Source organism: Myxococcus faecalis (assembly GCF_050039385.1).
Classification (GTDB): Bacteria; Myxococcota; Myxococcia; order Myxococcales; family Myxococcaceae; genus Myxococcus; species Myxococcus fulvus.
Map to the genome: position 1 here is coordinate 10539967 of NZ_CP144336.1, position 25133 is coordinate 10565099.

18 protein-coding genes are annotated in these 25133 nt (G+C 71.1%); 13 read left to right on the forward strand and 5 right to left on the reverse strand.

Translation table 11 applies throughout. The annotated features are described in order from the left end of the window. The first annotated feature begins 38 nt into the window (after positions 1 to 38). Complete coding sequence (locus VZQ01_RS41810; RefSeq protein ID WP_426746447.1) at positions 39 to 2852, forward strand: ELWxxDGT repeat protein; 2814 nt, start codon at positions 39 to 41, stop codon at positions 2850 to 2852. A 108-nt stretch (positions 2853 to 2960) separates the two neighbouring features. Continuing rightward, positions 2961 to 3377: a nucleoside diphosphate kinase regulator gene (gene rnk, locus VZQ01_RS41815; RefSeq protein ID WP_223748696.1), complete on the forward strand. Its 417-nt coding sequence runs from the start codon at positions 2961 to 2963 to the stop codon at positions 3375 to 3377. 55 nt (positions 3378 to 3432) lie between these two features. On the opposite strand, the gene VZQ01_RS41820 is transcribed toward rnk, so the two are convergent. Next, a complete protein-coding gene (locus VZQ01_RS41820) occupies positions 3433 to 4197 on the reverse strand; it encodes a ParA family protein (protein ID WP_223748697.1) in 765 nt (254 codons plus the stop codon). A 271-nt stretch (positions 4198 to 4468) separates the two neighbouring features. Here VZQ01_RS41820 and VZQ01_RS41825 point away from each other — a divergent pair, with 271 nt between their 5' ends. The 3 genes from VZQ01_RS41825 to VZQ01_RS41835 all read left to right on the forward strand — a co-directional run bounded on the left by VZQ01_RS41825 (position 4469) and on the right by VZQ01_RS41835 (position 9363). Then, on the forward strand, positions 4469 to 5302 hold the full coding sequence (locus VZQ01_RS41825; protein WP_223748698.1) for an MBL fold metallo-hydrolase: 834 nt from the start codon (positions 4469 to 4471) through the stop codon (positions 5300 to 5302). A gap of 15 nt (positions 5303 to 5317) precedes the next feature. After that, a complete protein-coding gene (locus VZQ01_RS41830; RefSeq protein ID WP_223748699.1) occupies positions 5318 to 6895 on the forward strand; it encodes a sigma-54-dependent Fis family transcriptional regulator in 1578 nt (525 codons plus the stop codon). A gap of 131 nt (positions 6896 to 7026) precedes the next feature. Further along, positions 7027 to 9363 (forward strand): hypothetical protein, encoded by a 2337-nt coding sequence (locus tag VZQ01_RS41835; RefSeq protein WP_426746448.1) that lies wholly within the window; start codon positions 7027 to 7029, stop codon positions 9361 to 9363. 14 nt (positions 9364 to 9377) lie between these two features. Here the strand turns inward: VZQ01_RS41835 and VZQ01_RS41840 are convergent, their stop codons facing one another. Next, positions 9378 to 10325 carry a hypothetical protein gene (locus tag VZQ01_RS41840; protein ID WP_426746449.1) on the reverse strand — a complete coding sequence of 316 codons (948 nt, stop codon included), beginning with the start codon at positions 10323 to 10325 and terminating at the stop codon, positions 9378 to 9380. Between the two features lie 329 nt (positions 10326 to 10654). Here VZQ01_RS41840 and VZQ01_RS41845 point away from each other — a divergent pair, with 329 nt between their 5' ends. Beyond that, complete coding sequence (locus VZQ01_RS41845) at positions 10655 to 10936, forward strand: hypothetical protein (protein ID WP_426746450.1); 282 nt, start codon at positions 10655 to 10657, stop codon at positions 10934 to 10936. A gap of 51 nt (positions 10937 to 10987) precedes the next feature. On the opposite strand, the gene VZQ01_RS41850 is transcribed toward VZQ01_RS41845, so the two are convergent. Both VZQ01_RS41850 and VZQ01_RS41855 read right to left on the reverse strand, forming a co-directional pair. Then, positions 10988 to 13822, reverse strand: a complete 2835-nt coding sequence (locus tag VZQ01_RS41850; protein ID WP_426746451.1) for a serine/threonine-protein kinase — start codon at positions 13820 to 13822, stop codon at positions 10988 to 10990. Then, positions 13819 to 15477 (reverse strand): adenylate/guanylate cyclase domain-containing protein, encoded by a 1659-nt coding sequence (locus VZQ01_RS41855; protein ID WP_426746452.1) that lies wholly within the window; start codon positions 15475 to 15477, stop codon positions 13819 to 13821. Before VZQ01_RS41855 ends, VZQ01_RS41850 begins: the two co-directional genes overlap by 4 nt. Before the next feature lie 215 nt (positions 15478 to 15692). Between VZQ01_RS41855 and truD the strand changes: the two genes are divergently transcribed. The 7 genes from truD to VZQ01_RS41890 all read left to right on the forward strand — a co-directional run bounded on the left by truD (position 15693) and on the right by VZQ01_RS41890 (position 24237). After that, positions 15693 to 17342 carry a tRNA pseudouridine(13) synthase TruD gene (gene truD, locus VZQ01_RS41860; RefSeq protein ID WP_426746453.1) on the forward strand — a complete coding sequence of 550 codons (1650 nt, stop codon included), beginning with the start codon at positions 15693 to 15695 and terminating at the stop codon, positions 17340 to 17342. Between the two features lie 122 nt (positions 17343 to 17464). Then, a complete protein-coding gene (locus VZQ01_RS41865; RefSeq protein ID WP_174816812.1) occupies positions 17465 to 18034 on the forward strand; it encodes an RNA polymerase sigma factor in 570 nt (189 codons plus the stop codon). After that, positions 18031 to 18534 carry a hypothetical protein gene (locus VZQ01_RS41870; protein WP_223748704.1) on the forward strand — a complete coding sequence of 168 codons (504 nt, stop codon included), beginning with the start codon at positions 18031 to 18033 and terminating at the stop codon, positions 18532 to 18534. The genes VZQ01_RS41865 and VZQ01_RS41870 overlap by 4 nt, the downstream gene beginning before the upstream one ends. A gap of 7 nt (positions 18535 to 18541) precedes the next feature. Beyond that, positions 18542 to 20014 (forward strand): DUF8173 domain-containing protein, encoded by a 1473-nt coding sequence (locus VZQ01_RS41875; RefSeq protein ID WP_223783230.1) that lies wholly within the window; start codon positions 18542 to 18544, stop codon positions 20012 to 20014. A 248-nt stretch (positions 20015 to 20262) separates the two neighbouring features. After that, positions 20263 to 21609, forward strand: coding sequence for a 2Fe-2S iron-sulfur cluster-binding protein (locus VZQ01_RS41880; protein WP_426746454.1), 1347 nt, complete (start codon positions 20263 to 20265; stop codon positions 21607 to 21609). Next, a complete protein-coding gene (locus VZQ01_RS41885; protein WP_267696257.1) occupies positions 21606 to 23093 on the forward strand; it encodes an FAD-dependent oxidoreductase in 1488 nt (495 codons plus the stop codon). The genes VZQ01_RS41880 and VZQ01_RS41885 overlap by 4 nt, the downstream gene beginning before the upstream one ends. Before the next feature lie 349 nt (positions 23094 to 23442). Beyond that, positions 23443 to 24237 carry a trypsin-like serine peptidase gene (locus VZQ01_RS41890; RefSeq protein ID WP_223748708.1) on the forward strand — a complete coding sequence of 265 codons (795 nt, stop codon included), beginning with the start codon at positions 23443 to 23445 and terminating at the stop codon, positions 24235 to 24237. Positions 24238 to 24241: 4 nt separating this feature from the next. On the opposite strand, the gene VZQ01_RS41895 is transcribed toward VZQ01_RS41890, so the two are convergent. After that, positions 24242 to 25105 carry an SDR family NAD(P)-dependent oxidoreductase gene (locus VZQ01_RS41895; protein WP_223748709.1) on the reverse strand — a complete coding sequence of 288 codons (864 nt, stop codon included), beginning with the start codon at positions 25103 to 25105 and terminating at the stop codon, positions 24242 to 24244. Between the last annotated feature and the right edge of the window lie 28 nt (positions 25106 to 25133).

Consider the following 25133-nt stretch of genomic DNA (forward strand, 5'->3'; position numbering starts at 1 on the left):
AAGCCACCTTTGTGCGCCCCATCGCATCGGTGCCCACCATGGACCCGCGGCTCCTCCGCTCCTCGCTGTACTTGCTGCTGCTGCTCACGGGCCTGTGCTGCGGGGACCAGGATGCACAATCCCAGTCGACCAGCAGCCTCGGTGGGGCACCTGACGTCCAGGACGCCCCCTACCCCGTGGATGACCTCGCCGGAGGTCGCCTCAGCTCCAACCCCCACGCGCTGACCGACGTCGACGGCCTGCTCTTCTTCGTCGCCACGGACCGCTCCCGTGGCACCGAGCTCTACAAGAGCGACGGCACCGACCAGGGCACCCTCCTCGTCAAGGACCTCCGCCCCGGCCGCCTCGGCTCCCATCCTCGCGAACTCACCGCCCTGGGCAACACCCTCTTCTTCGTCGCCGATGACGGCACCCACGGCGAGGAGCTGTGGCGCAGCGACGGCAAGGCCTCCACCACGCGCCTCGTCACGGACCTCATGCCCGGCCCCGAGGGCTCCAGCCCCCAGGCGCTCACAGTGCTCGAGGACTCGCTCTACTTTCTCGCCACGCAGACCCCGTCCCGCACCGAGCTCTGGCGAACCGATGGCACCCTCTCCGGCTCGCAGCTCATCAAGGCCCTCGACAAGCACGCCGAGGACGCCATCCCCACGCACCTCACCCCGTCGAACGGCCACCTCTTCTTCTTCATGGGCAACACCCTGTGGCGCAGCGATGGCTCGCCCCGAGGCACCCACGCCGTCCGAAGCCTCGAAGCCCCGCCCGGCATCATCCTCCACCCCAGCGCGCTCACCGACGTGGCCGGACAGCTCTTCTTCTTCGTGCGCCACGAACGCGAGGACGACCTCCCTTCGCAGCCTCCGCGCCTCTCGCTCTGGACCAGCGACGGCACCACGAACGGTACGAAGCACGTCGCGGATCTCTCACTCCCCATCGTCAATGCCTCACCACGAGCCATCGCCGCGGGCACCCTCTTCTACTTCGTCGCCCATACGCCCACGCACGGCGACGAGCTGTGGCGCAGCGACGGCACACCCCAGGGCACGCTCCTCGTGCGCGACATCGCCCCAGGTCCCGGCAGCGCCAACCCTCGCGAGCTCACCGCCCTGGAGGGACGTCTCTACTTCTCCGCGTGGTCCCCCGAGCACGGCGACGAGCTGTGGCGCAGCGACGGCACACCGCAGGGCACCGTCCTCATCAAGGACATCACCCCAGGCCCCGAGGGCTCGGCGCTCGCGTTCCTCCGCGCGACCCACGGCCGGCTGTACTTCTCCGCCCGTGAGCCAGGGAAGGGACACGAGCCGTGGACCAGCAACGGCTCCGGACGCGGCACCTCGCGCCTGGAGGACCTCGCCCCCGGCGCGTACTCCTCCTCCGCCCGCGACTTCACCGTCAGCGGCCGACGCGTCTTCTTCACCGCCAACACCCGGGCCACCGGCGCGGAGCTGTGGGCAAGAGACCTCGGCTACGACTTCCGCGTCCTCTCCCGACGCCTCTCCCGCGCCAGCGACGACGAGGACTCGCGCCTGAGCACCTCCGCGCCCGCGCGCCTCATCCAGGACATCCACCCCGGCGCGGGCGGCCCGGAACCCCACGCCTGGGTGACCCGCGCGGGCAACCTCTACTTCGACGCCAACGACGGCAGCGTGGGCCAGGAACCCTGGCGCACCGACGGCACCGCCGAGGGCACCACGCTCATCAAGGACCTCCGCCCCGGCCCGCTCTCCTCCGAGCCCTCCGGCTTCGTCGTCCTCGGCCCCTGGGTCCTCTTCTTCGCCGATGACGGCGTGCACGGCCGCGAGCTGTGGCGCACCGACGGCACCGCCGAGGGCACCACGCTCATCAAGGACATCCGCCCCGGCCTCGGAAGCAGTCAGGGCGCGGGCACTCCCGTGGTGATGAACGGCGTCGCGTACTTCAACGCCCGCGACGCGCTCCATGGCGAGGAGCTCTGGCGCACCGATGGAACCCCGCAGGGCACCGTGCTCGTGAGGGACCTCGCCCCGGGTGTCGACAACAGCTCCCCGCGTCACCTCACGCCGTTGGGCTCGCGCCTCTTCTTCACCGCCGACATCCCCGACCTGGGCTGGGAGCTGTGCGTCAGCGATGGCACCGAGACAGGCACCCGGCTCGTCAAGGACATCCGCCCCGGGCCCGCGGGCTCGTTCCCCTCATCGCTCACCGTGCGCGGCCAGCGCATCGTCTTCGCCGCGAACGACGGACGCCAGGGAGAGGAGCCCTGGGTCAGCGACGGCACCGCGCCCGGCACCTATATCCTCCGAGACCTCTGGCCCGGCCCCGAGGGCTCGTCCCCCGCCTCCTTCACCGCGACGGGAGATCGCGTCTACTTCGCCGCCACCGAGCCCAGCGTCGGCCGCGAGCCCTGGTCCACCGACGCCACCCGTCCCGGCACCGCGCTCGTGTTCGACGTGCACCCCGGTCCCTCCGGCTCCTACCCCCAGGACTTCACGCTCCTGGGCCCCAGCGTCCTCTTCAGCGCGGAGGACGGGGTCCACGGACGAGAGCCCTGGCGCGCCGACAAAGGGGTTCCGCGCGCCGCCCTCGTGAAGGACCTGAACCCGGGCCCCCAGGGCTCCGAGCCACGCTGGATGACCTCGGTCGGCGCGCTCGCCCTCTTCCACGCCGACGACGGCCGCACCGGCCCCGAGCTCTGGGAGTCCAACGGCACCACGGCGGGCACCCTCCTGCGTCAGGAGCTGGCCCCGGGCCCGACAGGCTCGCTCCCCTACGTGTTCACGCCCACGAACACGCAGACCTTCTTCCTCGCGGACGACGGCGCCCAGGGCATCGAGTGGTGGGTCCTGCGGCTCCCCGCCTCGCGCGAGCGGGAGTGACCCCCCACCCCGCAAGCCCTCTCCGGGCTCGCCGGGAATAGATATTTCTCCCAACCGTTGCCCCAGTGTTCACCCTATCCTCATTTCTTTTTCCCCGGAGTCATCGCCATGAGCAGCGAGCAGTCCCTCATCGTGACTGAGACCGACCTGGACCGTCTGCGCCAGGTCATCGACCACCATGGAGGGGGCCGCACGGCCGAGCTCGTGGAGATGCTCGAGTCGGAGCTGGGCCGGGCCCACGTCGTCAGCTCGGAGACGGTGCCCCCCAGCGTGGTGACGATGAACAGCACCGTGCTCTTCGAGGACGAGCAGACCGGCGAGCAGCGTCAGGTGACGCTCGTCTACCCGAAGGACGCGCGCAGCGACGAGGGCCGCATCTCCGTGCTGGCGCCCATCGGCAGCGCGCTCATCGGCCTGTCCGTGGGCCAGTCCATCGTCTGGCCGCTGCCGAACGGCCGCACCAAGCGGCTGCGCATCGTCGCCGTGCCGTACCAGCCCGAGGCCTCGGGCCACTACCACCTCTGAGGGCCCTTGAGGCGCCCGTCCCGTCCGTCGAGAGGGACGGGCGTCGACGATTCCCTCAGCGCAGCCCCACCCGCTTCGCCAGCTCCTGCGCCAGCGAGCGCAGCTCCTCGACCCCCGGCGCCGCGGGGCTCGTGTCGAACACCACCTCGTAGCCCAACCCCGCCTGATTGATGGACTCCGAGCGCGGAATGCGCGCCCGCAGCACCGGCACCGTCGAGTCCCTCAGCGCCTCCTCCATCGCCCCGTTCGTCGCCGGAGTGCGCCGATCCCACAGGTTCACCACCGCCACCAGCTCGCCGCCCTGCGCCTCGCGCACGTCGCGCCACGCCGCCTCAATCTCGCCCAGCCCCTGCAGCGCGAACGCGCCCGTGGGCACCGGCGCCACCACCAGGTCCGCGAACGCCAGCACCGCCTCCGTGTACGCGCCGATGCTCGGCGGCGTGTCGACCAGGATGATGTCCGGCGTCCAGCTCAGCGTCTTGAGCGCCCGTGGAATCGCCTGCAGCCGGTGACCCCACTGGAACAGCTCGCGCTCCAGGGCCGCCATGCGCGGCGCCGCCGGCGCGATGAAGAGCGTGGGACGCTTCGGTGACGCCACCACCACGTCGTCCAGCCGGTACTTCGGCCGCGGCCCCAGCGCCTCCGCGAGGCACGGCCCCTCACGACTCTCCAACCCCAGCACCAGCGACGCGTGCGCCTGCGGGTCCAGGTCCAGCACGAGCACCCGCCGGCCCGCGTCCGCCAGCGCCGAGGCCACGTGCGCGCAGAGCGTGGTCTTCCCCACGCCGCCCTTGATGGTGCAGAACGCAATCAACGCCATGGGCCCGTCCTATACCGGATCTCCCACGCCGCCACCGGCCTCCCGGCGAGCCCCTCCGACGCCCCGGCACCTCCCAGAACACCCATGAATTCCGGACGCTCCGGAATGGTACGGCCGCACCATCCGGGGGCGCTCCAGAATGGTGCAGCGTCCCGGAATGTCAGACCTCTCGCCAATAATTCCAGCCACTTGGCCATGGCATCCCACGTGCTGAAGCACGGGGCATCAGGGCGTCCTCCCGAGGAGGCCCGCCAGCTTGAGGAGGCACATCATGGATATCCGGTTCTACGGCGTTCGCGGCAGCATCGCGGTTTCTGGCTCACGCATCGGCGGCAACACGGCCTGCGTGGAGGTGACGAGCCAGGGCCACCGGCTGATCCTCGACGCGGGCACGGGCCTGCGCGCGCTGGGCGAGTCGATGATGCGCGAGCCGATTCCGCACGACGTGACGATGTTCTTCTCGCACCTGCACTGGGACCACGTGCAGGGCTTCCCCTTCTTCACCCCGGCGTACCTGCCCACGTCGCGGCTGACGATGTACGGCCCCGGCGCGAATGGCGCGCAGGCGCTCCAGTCGGAGCTTGCGGCGCAGATGCAGCCGCCGCACTTCCCGGTGCCGCTGAGCACCATGCGCTCGAAGATGGACTTCCTGTCCGCGCTGCACGCGAGGACGGTGGAGGTGGGCCCGTTCAAGGTGACGCCCATCGACGTGCCGCACCCGCAGGGGTGCCTGGCGTACCGCGTGGAGGCGGACGGGCACTCGTTCATCTACGCCACGGACGTGGAGCTGCGGCTGGAGGACCTGTCGCCGGAGGTGGCGCGGCTGTTCGAGGGCGCGGACGTGCTGTGTCTGGACGCGCAGTACACGCCCGATGAGTACGACGGGAAGAAGGGCATCCCGAAGAAGGGCTGGGGCCACTCGACGATGATGGACGCGGCGGGCGTGGCGAAGACGGTGGGCGCGCGGCGGCTGTGCCTGTTCCACCATGACCCGGCGCACTCGGACGAGGTGCTGGAGGACATGGCCGAGCAGGCGCGGACGCTGTTCCCGGTGTGCGAGCCGGCGCGCGAGGGCCAACGACTGGTGCTGGGCCGCGCGGCCTGAGAGGTGGGCCGGACGATGCCACACGGATGCTATGGTGACGCTTCGGCCTTCATCCTCCCGCCCCTGCCCACCATGCCCCCCGCCCCGGATGTCACCCAGGTCCTCCTCCCCTTCGGGGCGCTGGTGGGCCGTGAGGTGGACCTCGACGCCTTCCTCCAGACGTTGATGGACCGCATCGCCGCCACCATGCAGGCGGACCGGGGCACGCTGTGGTTGTTGGACCCCGCACGGCGCGAGCTGTTCAGCCGCGCGGCGCACCTGCCGGAGGTGTCCCAGATTCGCGTGAAGCTGGGCCAGGGCGTCGCCGGCACCGTGGCCCAGCAGGGCCAGCCCATCAACGTGCCGGACCCGCGCGGCGAGCAGCGCTTCTTCGCGGACATCGACCGGATGACGGGCTACCGCACCACCAGCCTGCTCGCGGTGCCGCTGCGCGACGTGGACGGCGCGCTGTACGGCGTGCTCCAGGTGCTCAACCGCCGGGGCGCGGACCGCTTCACGCATGAGGACACCGAGCGGCTGGACGCCATCGCGTCGCAGGTGAGCTCCGCCCTGCAGAGCACCAGCCTCTACCAGGAGCTGCAGCGCGCCAAGGACCAGCCCCAGGCGCCGGTGGGCTACTTCTTCAACCGCATCATCGGCGAGTCCCCGCAGCTGCAGAGCATCTACCGGCTGGTGCGCAAGGCCGCGCCCACCGACGCCACCGTGCTGCTGCGCGGAGAGAGCGGCAGCGGCAAGGAGCTCTTCGCGCGCGCCGTGCACGTCAACGGCCCGCGCCGCGACAAGCCGTTCATCAAGGTCGACTGCGCCGCCCTGCCCGCCACGCTCATCGAGAACGAGCTGTTCGGCCACGAGAAGGGCGCCTTCACCGGCGCGGACCACCGGATGCCCGGCAAGTTCGAGGCGGCCGACAACGGCACCGTGTTCATCGACGAGATTGGCGAGCTGCCCCTGCCCGTGCAGGGCAAGCTGCTGCGTGTCCTGCAGGACCGCGAGTTCGAGCGCGTGGGCGGCACGCAGGCCATCAAGGTGGACGTGCGCATCGTCGCGGCCACGCATCGAGACCTGGCGCGCATGGTGGCCGAGGGCCGCTTCCGCGAGGACCTCTACTACCGCATCAAGGTCGTGGAGGTGGTGCTGCCCCCGCTGCGCGAGCGCGGCGCCGAGGACATCGAGCGGCTGGCCCGCCACTTCGTCGCCACCGCCGCGCGGAGACATCGCCTGGTGACGCCGCGCCTCAGCCCCGCCGCGCTGGAGCGGCTCAAGCGCTACCGTTGGCCGGGCAACGTGCGCGAGCTGGAGAACTGCATCGAGAGTGCCGTGGTGCTGTGCGAGGGGGAGATCCTCGAGGAGCACCTGCCCCTGCCGGACCTGGACCGCATCCCCGGGAGCACGCCCGCGGAGCCCGTGCGCACCCTGGCGCCCGCCGCGTCCGAGCCGGGCCTGAAGTCCCTGGCCGAGGTGGAGCGCCTGCACATCCTGCGCGTCCTGGACGCCGTGAAGGGCAACCGCACCGCCGCCGCGAAGGTGCTGGAGATCGGCCGCAACACGCTCGCCCGCAAGCTCAAGGAGTACGGCCTCGCCGACGAGGCGTGAGCGCCGCGCCCCGGTGGGCAGGCGGCCTTCCGCGTCAGTCCAGAATTACCCCTTGGAACCGACAGCACGTGCCTCCCGGTAGAACCTGGAGCATGCTGGAGCGGCCATCCATTCCGTCCGAGGGGAAACCCATGAAGGTCATCGAGTCGCTGCTCGCCCAACTTCCGCCGGCGCTGGCCGAGAAGCTTCCGGACGTGAAGCTGCAGGACCAGGACATCCGGGTGACGCTCGCGCAGGAGGGCCTCACGCGGGACAACATCCTGCCGCCCAAGCTGAGCCTCGCGGACTTCACGCTGTCGTTCGACGGGGCCGTGGAGGCCACGGTGCGCAACTTCAACTCGCCCGGTGACGTGGACGAGAACGGCGTGGTGGGCGAGCCCGCCGCCGCCAACGCGCCGGCCTCCGACGGCTCCCGGCCCCAGCTGCTGCTGGGAGGAGAGACCGGCTGGATGCGCTACCAGGCCACCGCGCGCATCAAGTCCGCGGGGTCCACCGGCTCGCTGCCGTTCGTGTCCGGACAGGGCAAGAGCGAGGTGTTCGCCACGCTCAGCGACTACCGGGCGCACCCGCTGACGCGGAACATGCGCGAGGCGGCGAAGGAGGACCTGTCGCATCCACGGCTGCTGGTGCTGTCCACGGACCTGACCAAGCTGGGCCCGGGCGACGCGGTGGCGTGGCAGGTGCGCGGGACGCTGGAGGCGGGGCTCGAGCTGAACTGGGCGGACCTGTTCACCACGAACCTGGCGAACCTGGCCTTCGTGCGCACCAGCGAGCTCATCGAGCTGAAGACGGCGCTCGACGCGAAGGTGGGCGCGCGCGTGTCGCTCACGGACGACTACCAGCTCGTCTTCTCCCGCCCCGCCGCGAGCCGCATCCAGCTGGCCGTGCGCAAGGCGAAGTCGCGCGAGGCCACGCTGGGCGCGGGGCTCAACCTCCAGGTGGAGCTGGCGGACGCGGAGGCGGTGCGCAAGCGGCTCGGCGAGGTGCTCACGGCCATCACCGGACAGGCCGAGGCGAAGGTGGAGGAGCTGGTCGACAAGGCCCTCGACAAGGTGCTCAGCGCCGAGGAGCAGGCCCAGCTTCGCAGCATCCTGGAGCGGCTGGGGCTGGACCCGCAGCTGGTCGTCCTGGACCACCTGAAGCAGGAGTGGGGGCAGCTCAAGCAGAAGGTGTCGAGCGCGCTCGACACGTTGGTGAAGGCGCGCGTGGCGGCGTCCTTCCAGTACGAGTACCTGCGCGTATCCGAGTCCTCCACGCTGCTGGAGGTGGAGCTGGACGAGACCACCGCGCTGCGCTTCCACGGCTCGCTGCTGCGCGGCAGCCTGGTGGACCTGCTCGCGTGGCTGCGTGAGCCTGCGAACGCGGGGAGCTACACGCTGCGCAACTACCTGAACACCTCCTCCGCCACGCTCCAGTCGACCGTGGGCTTCACGCTCGGCCTGGGCAGCTTCGAGGTGCTCAAGGCGCGCTCCACGCGGAAGCAGACCTGGGTGAACCAGGAGAACCTCCAGGGCGCGCGGCGGCAGGCGTTCCTCGGGCAGCGCGCGTACGAGGACTCGTTCCTGGGCCACCGTGGCCGGTGGGTGGTGGACTTCCGCGCGGACATGGAGACGTTCACCCTGGCCCCGACGGCGCCGGACTTCCGCCTGGGCCTGCACATGCTGCTGTGGGGCCAGAAGAAGAAGCTGTCGAAGCAGGAGCTGCGCGAGGCGGTGGACGACGCCGTCGTGTGGGGCGTGCTGGACGCGAACGACGCCGCCACGGTGCTGACGAAGCTCGACGCGCACGTGGGCAGGTCGGACGTGGAGACGCAGCTGGAGCTCAAGGTGTCGGACGACATGCTGCGCGAGATCCTGCCGAGACTGCAGGGGTTCGACGTCAAGCTGTTCTCCCGCGCGCTCGCCCGGGCCATGCCGTGGAGCGAGCAGACGGCGCGGGTGTCCCCGGAGTTCCGCAAGCTGGTCTACGCGCCCATCTGGGAGTCGTACCTCAACGAGGTCCTGGACAAGGGCAGCTTCCTGTCCGGAGACCTCTCCCCCACCCGCGCCGCGCAGATCGCCCAGTGGTTCATCGAGCGCGACGCGACGGTGAAGCAGCTCGCCTCGGACCTGCTGCTGCGCGAGAAGACGTGGAGCGGTATCGGCGGCAGGTTCACCTTCGCGGAGGTGACGCAGGCGAACAGCGGGACGCTGGGCAAGTGCCGCCGGTTCGTGGAGGGCCTCGTGCGGCTGCGTCGCTCCATCGACGAGCGGCGGAGCGGCGAGGAGCTGCGCGCGGTGCACGGTGAGTTGGAGGGGATGTGGAACACGGGGTTCCACCTGCGCGCCGCGGGGGCACTGCTCGCCGAGGTCGCGAAGGCGACTCCTCGCGGGCTCGGCGGCATCGAGCGCACGTTCACCGTGCGGATCGCGAGCAGCCAGGAGCAGCTCGTGTTCTCCACCGCGTGGGGCCCGTCGTCGTCAACGTAGGCAGGGCGCGGAGCTCACAGCGTGCGCGACAACATCAGCGCGGCGGCCACGGACATCACCCCGGCCGCCGTGAAGTGCGTCCAGGCGCGGCGAGCCAGCGTACCTCGCGTGTCCTGCGCCTCCGGCCCCAGGACGACCAGGGCGGGTCCGCCGCCGCGACCGCACAGCTCGTAGGAGCCCTCGCTCGGGCCCCGTCGGAGCTCACCCACCACGAAGCACGTCTCGCCCGCGGTCCCCACGCGCTCCCAGGACAAGGCCCAGGGCTCGTCCGTCAGCTGGCGAGCCTCGGGCACCGAGGCGCCCTCCGGCGTCACCGGCCGCTCCTCGAGCCACGCTGAGGGCGTCGGCAGACAGACCGTCCTGCAGCGGCGGGGCCGCACGGGCGCCATCAACGACGCGGGCGAGAAGCGCACTCGCGCCCGGATGCGCGCGCCGCGCAATGTCAGCGTCGGGGAATAGGCGCGCTCACGAGACAGCAGCGTCCCCTTGCGCCCATCCGAGGCGACCTCGCGCAGCTCCGCTTCGTAGAACGCGCAGCCCACGCCCCCTGGCGATGTCAGCTCCTCCTGCGCATCGAGCGTGCCCTGGAAGACACCCCAGCTCATGGAGGCCCCGGCGCACAGTTCCGCCACGGCGTCATCCAGGCTCTTCGGCGCCGAGTCGCGCAGCAGCTCCGAGCCCGAACGGACCCGGGTGCCCCGCACCGCGAGCAGGGCCGCCGCCACCAGCAGCGCGATGCCTACCGACCTGCCGAACGACTCGGACGACCACACCACGAAGGCCACGTTGCCCAGCCCGGAGACGAGCAGGAAGCCGCCGAAGGCCAGCATGCCGAACCAGACCAGCGGCAGACGGGGGACACGCGAGTCCGGCCCCCGCCGTCCCACGGTCAGCACGGCCACCACCAGCCCTGCCAGGAGCGCCGCATAGATGGGCGCCAGCACGGCGCGCCAGAATTCCATCCTGTCCCCCGGCCGCACGAACAGGGCCCGCTCCACGCCAGACCCCGGATACCGAGGGAAGGTGGTGCGTTGGACAGGCTCGCGCAAGGTCGCCCGGAGTCTCACCCCGTCCCGCGCCTGACAGGTGCCGCGCGAACCGCCCTCCGTCGGACTGCGTCCGGCCGGTTCGTGCGAGGGGAATGTTGAAAATGTGCCTCCCGCGCACCGCGGCCCTCATGAGCCGACCGCTCGTGAGTCCAGCCCCGCCTCGGGGCGCAGGTGCTGGAGAAACATCTCAGGAGGCAGGCGGGTAGGATTCACACGGCCATGGAGTTCCGTGGAGGCGGCCAGTGACCCTCGATGAGTTGGAACAATGCATCTCGCAACTTCTCGCACTCGCACGTTCGCGGGGCATCGAGAGGCTCGACACCGGGAAGCGCGACTACTACTGGAACGTACCGAGCCCGGAATGGGTGGACATGACGAAGCAGCCTCCATTGACCGTGGGTTCGCTCGACGATGACCTCGTCGAGCTGGACAAGCTGCGAGCCCAGCCGGAGCGAGCAGCGTCCGTCGATCTCGACCGTGCCGCCGCGATGCTTCGACTGATTTCGGACGAGCTGTCGAGGTGAGGAGCGGAACCGACGGCTCCCCTCTCGAGTCGGCGCACGCCGCTGAACCCGCTACTGCTCCTGGCCCGCGGAGGCCCGGCGCAGCGGCTGCTCGCGGAGCTGCCCCTTCACCTTCAGGTCATCGAAGGTGCAGGCGAGGTTGCGGCATCCCACCGCCACCTTGGCGACGCGGTTCTCCAGGCCGGGCAGCAGCTTCCGGGCGAAGCGCTGCCGCCCGAGGAACCCCTCCGCGAGCACCCCACCCTTCACGCGGCTGAGCTTCAGGCGCACCTGGTAGGGCCCCCGGTCGGGCAGCGGCATCTCGTCCTCGACGAGCCCGTCCGTGTCCTGCGCGCTGTTGCCGACGATCTCCTGTCCGTCCTCGGCGAAGTAGCGCCACGCCAGGCGCATGCCGACCTCCGGAATCGCGAAGGCCGACACCTGGAGGTCCCGGATGCGGAAGGACAGCTCGCCGTAGTGCTGTGAGTCCGGCTCGTCCGGACGGTACTCGTCCCCGAGCGGCTTCACGTCCATCATCACCGAGGCGTCGAAGTGGTCCGCCGCGAAGTAGCGCGTCGCCACATAGGCGCGAGGCACCAGTCGCCGGCCACCGGCATCCTGCCCCCCCTGCCATGCGCGGAGCTGTCCGCCTTCGACCTTCCACAAGCCGCTGTGGAGATTGAGCTCCTCGGGGCCCTTGTCGTCGAAGGACACCTCGAAGCGCGCCTCGCCATCCGGCGTCGCCGCCTCGACCAGGGTCGCCGTGGAGAAGGCCTCCGCGTACGTGTTCGGCGGGTTCGGCTTCTCGGGCATCCGCCCGTTGACCCATCGCGCGCCGAGCCCCAGCACCGCGAGTCCACCCACCACCGACAGGCCTGCACGCACCCGTCGCCACCCGGTCCGCAGCTTGCGGGTGATCTGACTCGTCGACTTGCGACGCCCCTCGATGGGATGCGTCGGCCGGGTCGTCTGGTTGGGCGCGGACGTCGAGGCCACCAGCAGCTCCAGCGCCTCGCACAGCTCCGTGGCCTTCGCGTAGCGCGCCTCGGGGTCCGTCTCCAGCAGCCGGTCGATGATGTGGTCCACGCGCGGGTCCAACCCCGGCACCCGCTTGGACGGCAGCTTGAAGCGCCCCAGGGGGAGCTCCCCGGTGAGCAGCTCGTAGAGGACCACGCCCAACGAGAACAGGTCCGCGCGGCCGTCCACGCTCTTCGCGTCGCGCCGCTGCTCGGGCGCCATGTAGTTGAGCGTGCCCATGGCCACCGCCGTCGCGGTGAGCTGCAGCCGGGCCTCGGACTGACGGATGCCGGCGAGACCGAAGTCCGCCACCTTCACGTTGCCGCGCCCGTCCAGCAGGATGTTCTCCGGCTTGAGGTCGCGGTGGATGATGTCCTTGTCGTGCGCGCACTCGATGGCGCGCGCCGCCTGGAGCATCAGCTTCAGGCCCTGCTGCGGCGTCAACGAGCCGGTGGAGATGGCCTCGCGCAGCGAGCAGCCCTCCACGAACTCCATCACGAAGTAGTAGTGCTCGCCGGCCACGCCCCGGTCGATGATCTGCACGATGTTCGGGTGGTTGAGGGCGGCCAGCGCCGTGGCCTCCTTCTCGAACCGCGCCACGAACTCCGGGTCCTTCGCCAGCTTCGGCGGGAGCAGCTTCACCGCCACCGTGCGACCCAGCGACGTCTGGCGCGCGAGCCACACCTCGCCCATGCCGCCGCGGCCCAGCAGCTCCTTCAGCTCGAAGCCCGGCAGCGTCACCCGCGCCGCCGCCACGAACGTCTCCACCGAGTGGATGTCCAGGTCGGAGTCGGCGTCGCCCCGCCCCGTCGGCCGCGTCGAGCGCACCACCGTCGCGTCCACGGGCACATCCATCCCCGGCGTCGAGGAGGGCAGCGCCACGCCACTCGGGCCAACGCCGCCCGACTCGTTCGAGGACTGCGGGACGCCCTGCCGACCGTTGCCCGGACCCTCTCCTCCGCCCGAAGCGCTCTGCACGGGCACCTCGCCCGCGCGAACGCCCGGCAGGGGCACGCCGAACGGTGCGCCCGGAGATGCCCCGCCATGCCCGGGAGCATCGCCCCCCGCAGCGTTCGGAGACGCGGCGACGCGCGCCAGCGCATCACCCGCTGCGCCCACCCCTGGCACCGCCACTCCGAACGGCGCGCCTGGCGACACGCCGCCACGGACGGAGGCCTCGCCTCCGGCAAGCCCCGAGGCCACCGGAGCCTCGCCGCCCACGCTCACGCCCGACAGCGCGACGCCGCCCGGTGAGGAATCGATGGCGGTCCCCGTCACCCGCAGGCCGGGCACGTCCGTGTCCCCGAAGGACACCTCCACACCACTGTCGCGCGCCGCGTCCCCCGCCGCTTCCACGTCTCTCATGTCGGCCACACCCGAAGACGCGTCCACGCGCGCCACCGGGCCCACTGACGCGGCGTCACCACCCGCGCTCACAGCGGCGCCCAGGCGCGCTCGCGCCTCGGAGCCCGACGTCACGCCGGCCGCGGACGTCCCACCCACCCACGAGGCACCCGCCCTCGCGATTCCACTCGGAGCCGCGCCGACCCTCGACGAGCCGGGCTCCCGCTCCTCACTCCAATCGATTCCGCTCGACCCCGCGGACGCATCCCGCAGCGCTCCGCCGTTCGCATAGCTGGGGCTGCGCGACGCGCGCTCCTCCCCCAGCCCCGGGACCACCGTGTCGCGCGTGTGCTCGTTCAACGGCTGCGCCCGGTGCGGCGCGAACGTGATGTTCGAGTTGCCCGCCCCCACCGGCTTCACACCACCCACGTCCTGACGACGCACCTCGAAGCGGATGCCACAACGGCACGTCAGCTTCTGCCCGCTGACATAGACCCGGGTGTCATGTTGGGTCCCGCAGTTGGGACACTCCTGGGTCGTCGTCATCGGCGCGGGGAGGCGGCGGTCGTATGTTCCACGCCATGGACGCGGTAGGTGGGGACGGCCTTCTCCTTGCCCTTGACCTGCATCGCCGGCAGTTCCTCCACGTCGAAGCCGGCGCCGGACCTGCGCACCGTCGACTCCGACGCGAGCACCTCGCCGCTCTTGGCCATGCCGCACAACCGCGAGGCCGTGTTCACCGTGTCGCCGATGGCCGTGAACTCGTGCCGCTCCGCGCTGCCCATGTAGCCGACGACCGCCTGGCCCGTGTTGATGCCGATGCCCACCTCGATGGGCGCCTTGCCGGCCGCCACGCGGTTGCGGTTGATCTGATCCACCGCCTCCTGCATCTCCAGCGCCGCCCGCACCGCCCGCGCCGCGTCGTCCGGATGCGACAGCGGCGGACCCCACACCGCCATCACACAGTCGCCGATGAACTTGTCCAGGTTCCCCTCGTAGCGGAACACCACGTCCGCCATCGCCGTGAAGAACGTGTTGAGCATCGACACCACTTCCTGCGGCGACTCGTTCTCGGAGATGGTCGTGAAGCCGCGGATGTCCGCGAACAGGCAGCTCACCTCCGCCAGCCGGCTCTGCCGCAGGTCCTCCGTCTCACCGGAGATCACCGCGTCCGCCACCGCCTTGGACAGGAAGCGGCTCAGCTCCGCGCGCGTCACCGCCTCCGCGCGGATCTGCTCGCCCAACGCCGCGTTCTCCAGCGCGATGCTCGCCTGCGAGGCGATGCCGGAGAGGATGTTCAGGTCCTTCTCCGAGAAGGCGTTGATCTGCTGGCGGCTGTCCAGGAAGAGCACCGCTTGAATCTTGGAGTTCACCATCAGCGGCACCGCCATGGCGGAGCGGATGCCCTGCGCCACGATGCTCTCCGCCGCGGAGAAGCGCTCGTCGATGATGGCGTCCGCCGTCAGCACCGCCTTGCCCGTCTCCACCACGCGCTTGAGCACCGTGTCGGACAGCATGACGTTGACCGGCTTGCCCGTGCGGTGGTGCACCGCCGCCGGGATGAACTCCCCGTCCCCGGCCACCTTCAGGATGACGCCGTGGTCCGCCGCGAGCAGCTGGAAGGCCACCTTGAGGATCTGCTCGAACAGGCCCGTCTGGCTGCCCTGCGTGCTCACCTGCCGGTGGAACTCGTGGGCGATGCGCAGCTTCTCGTAGTCGCGGCGCAGCGCCTCGCCGTCCGTCATCTGGTCCACCGGACGGAAGTTCTGCGGCACCTGGTCCATCTGCGCCAGGAACGCGGGCATGGACACCGACTGCGCCACCACCGTCACGCCGGGCGCCGCGGGCGCGGGGACCGCCGGCTGCTCGCCGCTGTGGAAGATGAGCCGCGAGGAGCCCAGGGCGATCTCGTCCCCGTCCTTCAGCCGCAGCTCCTTCACCCGCTTGCCGTTGACGAACGTCCCGTTCGAGGACCCCAGGTCCTTGAGGACGAAGTCCTTGCCCACCTTCTCGATGGTCGCGTGCTCCTTGGAGACCTCGCGGTCCACCAGGCGCAGCGTGTTGGACGGATGACGGCCGAGCGACGTCAACGGCCCCAGGGGGAACTCCCCCAGAGTGCCGTCCGCGAAGCGCCCGGTCAGCCGGGGGCCTCGGAGCTGTTGCCCGGATTTCGGAGCGAATGGGGCGGGAACCTGGCTCACGCGCGAATCCTCACCGGCCCGGACACTACCAGAGCCGCCTGGGAAGCGGGGAACGTCTGGTGGCGCTGGCCGACCAGGGCCCCCTCCGGAGGGCTGCACGGCCGGTCAGGGTCCCGCTCCTGGGACGGCGCGTCAGCTCCGTCCACCCCCCTCCCCCTGGTCCCCCGTCCTCCGCCCCGCTTCTCTCCCAGGGCCCACACTGGTAAGGGGGGCCCGTGCGAATCAAACAGAAGCCCGAAGACTTCAGCGTCAAGGAATCCTACCGCTTCGATGAAGTCGCCTCCGGGCGTTTCCGCGTCTACCTGATGGACAAGCAGAAGCTGTCCACGTTCGACGCCGTGGCACGCCTGCGGGACGCGTTCGGTCTCAAGCCGGGCTCCATCAGCTATTGCGGCCTGAAGGACAAGCAGGGCCGCACCGAGCAGCTCATCGCCGTGGACGGCGCCGACGTGGACATGCAGGAGCCGGACCTCCGCCTGAAGTACCTGGGCCGGACGAACAAGGCCCTGTCCTCGGCGAACATCACGTCCAACCGCTTCTCCGTGACGGTGAGGGCCCTGGAGGAGTCGTCCCTGGGCCCCCTCAACGTGGCGGCCGCCGAGGTGAACCGCCTGGGCGTCATCAACTACTTCGACAGCCAGCGCTTCGGCTCGCTCAAGCACGGGCAGGGCTTCATCGCCAAGGACCTCATCCGGGGCGACTTCGAGGCGGCGCTCCACAACTACCTGGCCAAGCCGTCGGAGCTGGACCGCTCCGAGGACGCCAAGGTGAAGGCCTTCTGGCGCGACAACTGGGGCCACTGGGACGCGCGCGTCCCCTTCGAGGGCACCAAGAAGTACCACCGCGTCCTGCGCGCGCTGCGCGAGGAGCCCAAGAACTTCACCCGCGCCTTCCTGCAGATCGACGCGGACTACCGCGCGATGCAGCTGTTCACCTACCAGAGCTACCTCTGGAACGAGGGCGTGCGGCGCTACCTGCAACTGCTGTTGCCGCGTGAGTCGCTGTTCCCCATGCGCTACCAGGCCGGCTCGCTCCTGTTCCACAAGGATGCGGATCCGCAGACGCTGCGCGTGCTGCGCGACGCCACCTTCCCCCTGCTCGCGCCCAACAGCACCTTCACGGATCCGAAGGTCGAGGACGCCGTGCGCTGGGTGCTCGGCCGCGAGAAGCTCAAGCTGTCGGACCTGGTCATCCCCGGGGCCGAGCGCATGCTCTTCTTCAAGCACGAGGAGCGCCCGGTCCTCTCCTTCCCGCACAAGCTGGTCATCGGTCGCACGCAGCCCGACGAGCTCAACCGGGGCAACATCAAGGTCAACGTCGCCTTCACCCTGCCGCCGGGCGCGTACGCCACGCTCGTCGTCAAGCGCCTGTTCCACTTCGAGTACGCCGAGGACACCGCGGAGGAGATCCGCGCCTCCCAGCGCGCGCACCTCGTCGAGCAGGAGCAGGCCGAGGGTGCCCCCTCCAGCCGCCGCGGCCCTCCCGTCCGTGAGGAGCGGGGCACCGGCCGCCGGGCCCCCGCCGCCCGTGGCGCCGCCGGCCGCCGCGCCGAGACCACCTTCGACGAGGAGCGTCCGCGCGCCTCGGACCGCCGTGCGCCCGCGCGCGGCGAGGCCCCCAGCCGGCCCGGTCGGCGCACCACCTCCGAGGTCGAGGCCCCCGCCCGTCCCGGACGCAAGAGCACGGCCGAGGTCTCCGAGACGCCCACCCGGGGCCGCTCGCTCGCCCAGCAGGCGGAGCCCAAGCCCAGGCAGGAGCCCGCCGCCCCGCTCGGCTTCCGTGAAAAACAGCGCCAGCGCAAGGCCGCCCGCGAGGTCGCCCGGGCGGAGACCGAAGCCAAGCGCTCGAAATCACGGAAGAAATAAGTCTGCAACGGCGATGAAACACCTGGACGCAATGGGGGAGCGCGCACACCGTAGACCCAGGTGTGAACGCTCTTGCCCTCGACGACGCTCCCGGGACCCTCGCCCACGCCATCGGGATGCTGATGGCTGACGACGCCGTCCCCCTCCCCTGGAAGGCCGACGTGCAGGCGGCCCGCCGTGGAGATCCGTCCGCCTTCGAGTCCCTGGTGCGCAGCGTCCAGCGCCAGGTCTACGGCCTGGCGCTCCGGCTGCTGCAGAGCGAGGCCGAGGCCGCGGAGGTGTCCCAGGAGGCGCTCCTGCGCGCGTACCAGAACCTGCACCGGTACGACGACTCGCGCCCGTTCGACCTCTGGGTGCTGGCCATCACCCGCAACCTCTGCCTGGACCTGCTCCGCCGCCGCACCAAGGTGCGCACCGAGGAGCTGGAGCCCATGAAGGAGGTGCTCCCCAGCAACGAGGCCTCCCAGGAGGAGGGCGCCATCGCCCGCGAGGAGCGCCAGTCGCTGGAGGAGGCCATGGCTACGCTCTCCGTCGATGATCGTGAAGTCCTCGCGCTCTACTACGTCCAGAAGCGCACGACGAAGGAGATCGCCCAGATCCTCGGGTGCGCCCCTGGCACCATCATGGCCCGGCTCTTCAGGGCCCGAGAGAAGCTTCGCAAGAAGATGAGCACGGAGGAGGCCCCCCGATGAGCGCGCACCCCTGCCCCGACCTCGAGGTCCTCTTCGCCGAGCTGGAGGAAGGTGAAGGCCCCGCGCTGGACCACGCCGCCGAGTGTGACGCCTGCGCGGGGGTCCTCGAAGAGCACCGGCTGATGGAGAACGACCTGTACCGGCTGGCGGATCCCCTCCCGCCGCCGACCCTGGTCGCCAGCGTCATGGCACGCGTGGCGGCGGAGCCCGTACCTCAGCGTCGCGAGGTCTGGTCCGGGCTCGCCATCCTGCTGACCTCGTTGCTCGGTGGGCTGGGCTACCTGGTGATGAACGACCAGGCGCTCGGCCGGCTGGGCACGGGCGTGGCGTCCTTCCTCGTGGAGGGGCGCTTCCTGGCCGAGGGCGTGCTGAGCGGCGCCCGCGCGTTGTGGTCGACCGAGGGCCTGGCCGTGGCCGCATTCCTCGCGTTCCTCCTCCTGACGTCGCTGGCCGGTCTCAAGCGGCTCGCGGGCAGCGCCCCCACCCCCTCCGAAGCCTGAGCGACCCATGAAGATCTCCTCCCGATTCCTCATCCCCGCGTTGCTCCTGGGCGCCCCCCTCGCGCTCGCCGAGTCCGCGCCCGCCGCCCGCGCCGCCGAGTCCGCGCCCGCCGCGAAGAGCATCGACGTCTCCTTCCGCGGCAGCCTGCGCGACGCGCTGAAGACCATCGCCGACAAGGGCGGCCTCAACCTGGTCGTCACCGGCGACCTGGACGTCCCCGCCGAGGTCCACCTGCGCGGCATCTCCGCCGACCAGGCCCTGCGCACCGTGTCCCGCGCCTACTCGCTGCGCATGGAGCAGGACGGCTCCATCATCACCCTGCGCCCCATGACGCCCTCGGAGAAGGAGGCCGCGGCCCAGGGGCTCGCCGAGCCGGCGCCCGCGCCCCAGGCGGTCCCCGCGCCCGTGGCCCCGCCCGCGCCACCCGCTCCGGCGGCGCCCGCGGTCGCCTCCGATGGCTCCGAGCACGAAGAGGACTCCGCCACGGACGCGGAGACGATGCGCGAGGTGCGCGAGCAGATCCGCGAGCAGATGCACCGCACCCGCGACGAGCTCAAGCGCTCGCGCCGCTCGGGGGCCCGCAACGTGGTGGCGCGCGGTCAGTCCCTGGAGGTGAAGGAGGGACAGACGGTGGAGAGCGCCGTGGTGTACGGCGGCAACCTGGTGGTGAAGGGCAACGTGGAGAAGGACGCGGTGGCCTTCGGCGGCAACCTCATCGTCCACGGCCACGTGGAGGGTGACGCGCACGCCTTCGGCGGCAACGTGGTCCTCAAGCCCGGCGCCTCCGTGGAGGGCGACGTGTCCTCCTTCGGCGGCAACGTGGACCGCGAGGACGGCGCGAACGTGGAGGGCAGCATCAACACCTTCGGCGGGGCCAACATCGGCCGCGTCGTCGCGAAGGAGCTCAACAAGGGCCTCCAGGAGTCCAGCGACGAGGGCGAGGAGCGGCGGCGCAACCGCGACGACGACGACGGGGGCGGGCTCGCCGGGTTCATCCTCACGTTCGCGGTGCTCTTCGGGCTGGGCTTCCTGGGCCAGATGTTCTTCCCCTCGCGGATGAAGCAGTTGGGGGATGAGATCCGCGCGCGGCCGGTGCAGAGCGGCCTGACGGGCCTGCTCGGGGTGGTGGCGATGATTCCGCTCACGGTGGTGCTGGCCATCACCATCATCGGCATCCCCGCGGCGCTGGTGCTGTGGATGGCGGCGCCCCTGGCGGCGGCCCTGGGCTTCGCGGCGGTGGCGAGCGAGCTGGGCACGCGGCTGCCGGTGATGCGCGGACGCAAGACGCAGGCGGTGGTGCTCGCGCTGGGGTTGCTGGTGTTGCTGGTGGTGGGCGCCATCCCCGTCTTCGGCGCCATCGTCTCCTGCCTGGTGGTGCTCATCGCCCTGGGCGCGGTCATCCGGACCCGCTTCGGCTACCGGCCGCGCGGCATGGGCATCCCCGAGCCCATCCACACCCACGGGGAGCAGCCGCTCTGACGCACCCGCGCCGGGATTTGCCCGGCGCGTCAAGGACCACGGCCTGCACGGCCGCCCGCTCCACCCACCGGGGATCGCCACGAGGCCTGAGACGGCCCGTCGCGGTCCCCGGTGACGTTCTGCGGGAGTCTTAGAGAAGTTCCAGCGCGCCATCACCTCGACTGTCGGCTGGGCCTCATGACCGGGGTGCGTCATGCGCCGACAGGCTTTGACCACCCGCGGGCGTTACGCCATTTTGCGCGGCACCCATGCGACGTCTCCCAGATGCCTCGTTGCGCGGCAGGGCCATCACCGTGGACCTCGAGGGCGAGAGCATCCCCGCCATCGAGGGCGAGCCGGTGGCATGTTCCCTCGTCGCCGCGGGCGAGCCCATGCTCGCCCGTTCCGTGAAGTACCACCGCCCTCGCGGGCCCTACTGCTTCGCCGCCGCGTGCTCACAGTGCCTGATGCGCGTGGACGGGCTGCCCAACGTCTACACGTGCCGCACGCCCGCGCGCGACGGCATGAAGCTGGAGCGGCAGAACGCGTACCCCTCCGCGAAGGTGGACGTGTTCGAGACCATCGACTGGTTCTTCCCCAACGGCCTGGACCACCACGAGATGTTCGCCGGCGTGCCCGTCGCGGAGACGGTGATGGCCAAGGTGGCCCGGCAGCTGGCGGGCCTGGGCCTGCTGCCCAAGGACGCAGCCCCCGCTCCACCGCCGTCTCGCACGCTGCGCACCCGCGTCGCGGTGGTGGGCGCGGGCGCCGCCGGGCTCGCCGCCGCGAGGGAGCTGACCGGACGGGGCATCCCCTTCCTGATGTTCGAGCGCGAGGACCACGTGGGTGGCCGGCTGGCGCACGGCGCCCCGGAGGCGGACGCGCCCGCCATCGACGACGTGGCCACGCTCGCGCGGGACAGCGTCGTCACCCGCGCCACGGCGCTGGGCCTGTACGACGACGAGCAGGGCCGCTACCTCGCGGTGGGCGCCCGGGAGAACGGCGAGGCGCGGCTGCTCAAGGTCTACGCGGAGCGCTTCCTGCTGACGCCCGGTGGACACCCGCCGATGGTGCCCTTCGAGAACAATGACCTGCCCGGCGTCTACGCGGGCCGCGCGGCCAGCCTGCTGTTGCGTCGGCACGCGGTGGCGCCGGAGCGCGCGGCGCTGGTGGGCTGGGGCCAGGAGCTGCAAGGGCTGGCGCGGCTGCTCGAGGAGCACGGCGTGAAGGTCGCCGTCGTGGTGGACCTGAAGGGCGCGCCGGGCGCGGGAGCACATCCGACGACGGTGGAGGGCTCGGAGCCCAAGGCGCACGGCCTCCGGCACGTGAGCGGGTTCAGCTTCACGCCGCGCCAGGGAGGACGGCGCAAGGTGGACTGCGACGCGGTGCTGGTGTCGGTGCCGGTGACGCCCAGCTTCGAGCTGGCGCGGCAGGGTGGCGCCAAGGTCTCCTTCGAGGCTTCGCGCGGACTGTTCCGGGTGGAGGCGAGCGCCGAGGGCCGCACCGACGCGGCGGACGTGTTCGTGGCCGGAGATGTGACGGGCGGAGGCAGCGCGAAGGAGGCGTCCGAGGCGGGCCGCCGCGCGGCCCAGGCGCTGGTGGAGGGACTGTCATGAGCAAGTCGATGATCTGCTCCTGCGAGGACGTCACCGCGGACGACGTGCGGCACGCGGTGTCGCGGGGCTACTGCGACGTGGAGTCGGTGAAGCGCTACACGGGCTTCGGCACGGGCATCTGCCAGGGCAAGAGCTGCCTGTCCGCCGTGGCCGCGCTCCTCGAGCAGGAGAAGGCGCTCAAGGCCGACGCGGTGGTGCCCTTCACGCCCAGGCCTCCGCTCTACCCCACCGAGCTGCGGCTGCTCGCGAGCGCCCCGGTGGACGAGTCCCAGCCCCCGGTGGGCGGCGTGCCCCAGGAGGTGGATGCCTTCCCCAAGGGCCTGCGCCCCACCGAGCCCCTGCCCGCCAAGGCCAAGGTGGTCATCATCGGCGGCGGCATCATGGGCCTGGCGCTCGCGTACAACCTGGCGCGCGAGGGCGAGACGGACGTGGTGGTGCTGGAGCGCGGCTACCTCTGCGCGGGCGCGTCCGGCCGCAACGGCGGCGGCGTGCGCATGCAGTGGGGAACCCCGGCGCTGGTGGAGCTGGCCAAGCGCTCCATCGACCTGATGAAGGGCTTCGCCCGGGAGATGGGCATCAACGTGTGGCTGCGCCAGGGCGGCTACCTGTTCCTCGCGCGCACCGACGCGGTGGCCAGGCGGCTGGAGCGCAACGTGGCGCTGCACAACCGCTTCGACGTGCCCACCCGGCTCGTCACGCCGGACGCCGCGCGCGACATCGTCCCGGGCCTCACGATGAAGGGCTGCGTGGCCGCGTCCTTCAACCCCGAGGACGGCGTCATCTTCCCCTGGCCCTTCCTGTGGGGTTACGCGCAGGGCTGCCGCAAGAAGGGCGTGCGCGTGGAGACGTACACGGAGGTGACGGGCTTCGACGTCAGCGGCGGACAGATCCGCAAGGTGAAGACGGACCGCGGCGACATCGCCTGTGACACCGTGGTGCTCGCGTCCGGCGCGTGGAGCCCCGAGGTGGCGAAGCTCGTCGGCGTGCAGCTGCCCAACGAGCCGCACCGCCACGAGATCCTCAGCACCGAGCCCCTCAAGCCCTTCCTGGGGCCGCTCGTGTCCGTGCTCGACTCGGGCCTGTACTTCAGCCAGTCCATGCGCGGCGAAATCGTGGGCGGCATGGGTGACCCCAAGGAGCCCGCCGGGCTCAACATGGGCAGCACCCTGCGCTTCGTGTCCCGCTTCGCCCAGGCCCTCATGGAGCAGTTGCCCCACGTGGGCCACGTGAAGGTGCTGCGCCAGTGGGCCGGCTGCTACGACGTGACGCCGGACAACAACCCCATCCTCGGGCGCACCCCGGGCCTGGACAACCTGCTCCAGATGTCCGGCTTCGTCGGCCACGGCTTCATGATGGCCCCCGCCGTCGCCGAGCGCATGGCGAAGTGGATGCGCACCGGCGAGTCCGACGAGCTCTTCACCCGCTTCAACCTGCGCCGCTTCTCCGAGGGCACGCTGGAGCGCGAGGACATGATCATCGGCTAGGCGCCCGCGCTCCGCTCACCGCGCCCCCGGGCCGCGTTCCCCCTCTTCAATGAGCGAGCGGAACGCGGCCCGTGGATTTTTCCGTCGCTGTCCGGGACCACGACACCCGACGCCGGGAGCGTCCCATTACAGGACAGTTCCGGAATTAATTGTAAATCACGAATATCATGAAGACTCTCGGCGGCGACGCGAAGGGGCTTTACAACCGCCGGTGACGGAGCGGAGCACGCGCGCACCACCCGGGGCCCGGCGCGAGGAGGGCTGTCGAGTGGAAGTGTCCCGCGCGGAACGCTGGCATGGGGAGTGCCTTGGGCACGCCGCGCGCAATCCCGCGTGTGGAGGAGACCCGATGTTCGCCAAGAGCCTGCGTGCGTTGTTCGTGATGGGTGCCCTGTCGGCCTGCGGTACCGAGCAGTCCCCCGATGTCCCGGACCAGGAGGCGAACGAGCCGCTGCAGTCGCAGGAATCCAACGTCATCGTCGGCTCGGTGAACTGGGTGAGCTCCACCACGCTGACGGGCGCGCAGGCCACGGCGGCCAAGGCGGTGGGCTACCTGTCCATCCCGGCGGTGGGCAGCCGCTGCACCGCGTGGCTGGTGTCACCGGATGTCATCATCACCAACAACCACTGCGTGGGCAGCGCGTCCGAGGCCGTGGGGGCCCGGGTGTCCTTCAACTACATCGACGGCGTCGCCTCGGCCAGCCGCGTCTGGTACTCCTGCGCCACGTTCATCAGGACGTGGTCCACCGACGACATGACGGCGCTGCGCTGCTCGGCGACCAACGGCCAGCTCCCCGGCAACGTGCAGGGCTACCTGACGGTGGCCAGCGCCAACGCCGCCACCAACGCGAGCATCTACGTGGTGCACCAGAACTGCGACTACTACACGTCGTCGGGCTGCTCGCCGACGAAGAAGCTGTCGCCGGGCGTGGTGAAGAACGCGAACTACTCCACCACGGACCTGTCCTACGACGCGGACACGCTGGGCGGCTCGTCGGGCTCGCCCGTGCTGTCGACGGGCTCCAACCAGGTGGTGGGCCTGCACCACATCGGCCTGGGCGGCAACTCGCAGGGCCGCGGCACGGCCAACACCGGCGTGAAGGCCACCCGCGTGAAGGCGCGTCTGGCGGAGATCGGCCTCTAGGCCGTCACGCCGGATTGGGCTCGCGCGCCAGCAGCACGGGCGACGCGAGCCCCACGGGCAGGGCGTCGGGCGCGGCCAGGGCCTCGCGGCGGACACCGCGCAGCGCCAGCCGCCCCAGGCTCCGCTGGAGCCCTCGTGGCAGGAGGGGCAACAGCCGCATCACCCAGCGGTGTCCCCAGCCCGGGTACACCAGCGCCTCGCCCCGCTCGAAGGCCGCCAGCGCGGCGCGAGCGCAGCGCTCGAGCGACATCTGGAAGAAGGGCGCGCGCCCCGCCTCCTCGGCGCCCGAGTCCCCCACCGGTCCCGGAGCCACGCGGGTGATGACCACGCCGCGCCCCTCCACCTCCAGCCGGAGCGACTCGGTGAAGCCGTCGAGGAAGCGCTGCGTGGCGGCGAACATCGCGGAGCCGGGCAGCATGAGCTGCGCCGCGCCCGAGCCGATGTTCAGCACCCCGCCCCGCCCCCGCTCCAGCATGGGCGCGAGCAGCCGGTGCGTCAGCAGCGCGGGCACCCACACGTTCGAGCGCAGGAGCTCCTCCAGCCCTCCCCAGCGCGCCTCCGCGTAGAGCCCGCGCAGGCCCAGCGTGGCGGTGTTCACCAGCACGTCCACCCGGACGAACTGCGCCTCCAGCGAGGCCACCATCGCGTCGACCTCGCGCGGCTCGCACACGTCGCAGGCGTGGAGGAGGACGCCCAGGGTGGGATAGCGCGTGAGCAGCTCCTCACGCAGCGGCTCCAGCCGCGCCACCTCGCGGTCCACCAGGACCAGCGTGCGGACGCGCCGGGACAAAAGCCGGGCAAGCTCCCGGCCGATACCCCCGGCCGCGCCGGTGATGAGGACCGTGGCCTGATCAATGGGAGGTCGCATGGGGGCCATCCTGCGCACGAATCGCGGG